This window comes from Streptomyces sp. SID10853, assembly GCF_010548145.1.
GTDB lineage: Bacteria > Actinomycetota > Actinomycetes > Streptomycetales > Streptomycetaceae > Streptomyces.
The window spans coordinates 1-1,475 of sequence record NZ_JAAGLN010000474.1 but is presented as its reverse complement, the minus strand read 5'-3'; the positions used below and the strand labels follow the sequence as shown (position 1 = coordinate 1,475).

Annotated in this window: 2 protein-coding genes; one reads left to right on the top strand and one right to left on the bottom strand. The window is 73.5% G+C overall.

The window, feature by feature from the left end; all coding sequences use genetic code 11:
- On the bottom strand, positions 1-852 hold an 852-nt coding region (locus tag G3I19_RS36435), incomplete at its 3' end, for a glycoside hydrolase family 3 protein (protein WP_164267938.1).
- A 159-nt stretch (positions 853-1,011) separates the two neighbouring features.
- Between G3I19_RS36435 and G3I19_RS36430 the strand changes: the two genes are divergently transcribed.
- A partial coding sequence (locus G3I19_RS36430) for a transglycosylase family protein (protein ID WP_164267937.1) occupies positions 1,012-1,475 on the top strand: 464 nt, incomplete at its 3' end.

Sequence of the window (1,475 nt, the reverse complement as noted above, 5' to 3'; positions counted from 1 at the left end):
GCGCGCGCCCACCCGGCCGCCCAGCCGCAGCAGTCTGCGCACCTTGTCGTCCACCGCCGACCGCGCGACCGCCCCGGTCCGTACGGCCGCCAGCAGTGCGTCCCCCCAGGCGCCGTCCGGGCCGGGCATGGCGAGGTCCTGGGCGGCCCGCGCGGTCTCCACGGTGGTGCGCACCGCGCCCCAGTCCGAGATCACCAGGCCGTCGAAGCCCCACTCGCCCTTCAGCGGTTCGGCCAGCAGCGGACTCGCCGACATGGTGGCGCCGTTGACCCGGTTGTACGCCGACATCACCACCCACACACCGGCCTCGACGGCGGCTTCGAAGGGCGCCAAGTACACCTCGCGCAAGGCCCGTTCACCGACGCGGACATCGACTGTGAGGCGGTCGGTCTCCGTGTCGTTGGCCACGAAGTGCTTGGCCGTTGCGGCGACTCCGCCCGCCTGTACGCCGCGGATCAGCGCGGCACCGACCAGGGCGGTCAGCAGCGGATCCTCGGAGTAGCACTCGAAGTGGCGGCCGCCGAGCGGTGTCCGGTGCAGGTTCAGGGTGGGCGCCAGCAGTACGTCCACGCCTCTGTGCCGGGCCTCGGCGGCCAGCAACCCGCCCAGTTCCGCCGCGAGTTCCTCGTCCCAGGCGGCCGCGACAGCGGTGGGGGACGGCAGCACCAGGGAGGTCTCCCGTTCGTCCCACGACTCGCCGCGCACACCCACCGGCCCGTCGGACGTGACCAGCGCCCGCAGTCCGGCAGCCGGTTCGGCGTGGGTTCGCCAGCCGGATGCCCCGGTCAGCAGCCGCACCCCGGCCGTCAGGTCCACCGCGGCGACCAGGGTGTCCAGCTCTTCGTCCGTCATGTAGGCCCCTCCGCGCCCACCAGTCGGAGAGCGCTCTCCCATAGCGGCTCCAAGGTTACGGTGAACACGCGCTCTTGTCATTCCCTCCACAACCGCCTTACTTTTGCGCCCTGCGACGTGCCCGGAGGGCGTGTCCGACATGCGAGTGGGGGAGCCGTCATGGCCGCATCCGGTCGTCATCGCCGTTACGAGCCGAGCCGGATCAACCGTGCCTCGCTCGCCGTCACCGCAGGCGGCGCCGGGCTCGCGCTGCCGCTGCTCACGGCCGGATCGGCCGGCGCGGCATCGGTGGACGTCTGGGACAAGGTGGCGCGCTGCGAGTCGACCGGCGACTGGCAGATCAACACGGGCAACGGCTACTACGGCGGGCTCCAGTTCAGCCGGTCCACCTGGCAGGCGTACGGCGGCGGCGTGTACGCCCCGCGGGCGGACCTGGCGACCGAGCGGCAGCAGATCGCGGTCGCCGAGAAGGTGCTCAGGGCGCAGGGGCCCACCGCCTGGCCGGTCTGCTCGGCACGGGCCGGGCTCAGCCGGGACGCGGCCGCGCCGCGGCCCGCCGTACGGACCGGGACACCGAAGGCGGCGGGGCGCGAAGCGGCACCGGAGCCCAGGACCGCGAAGGC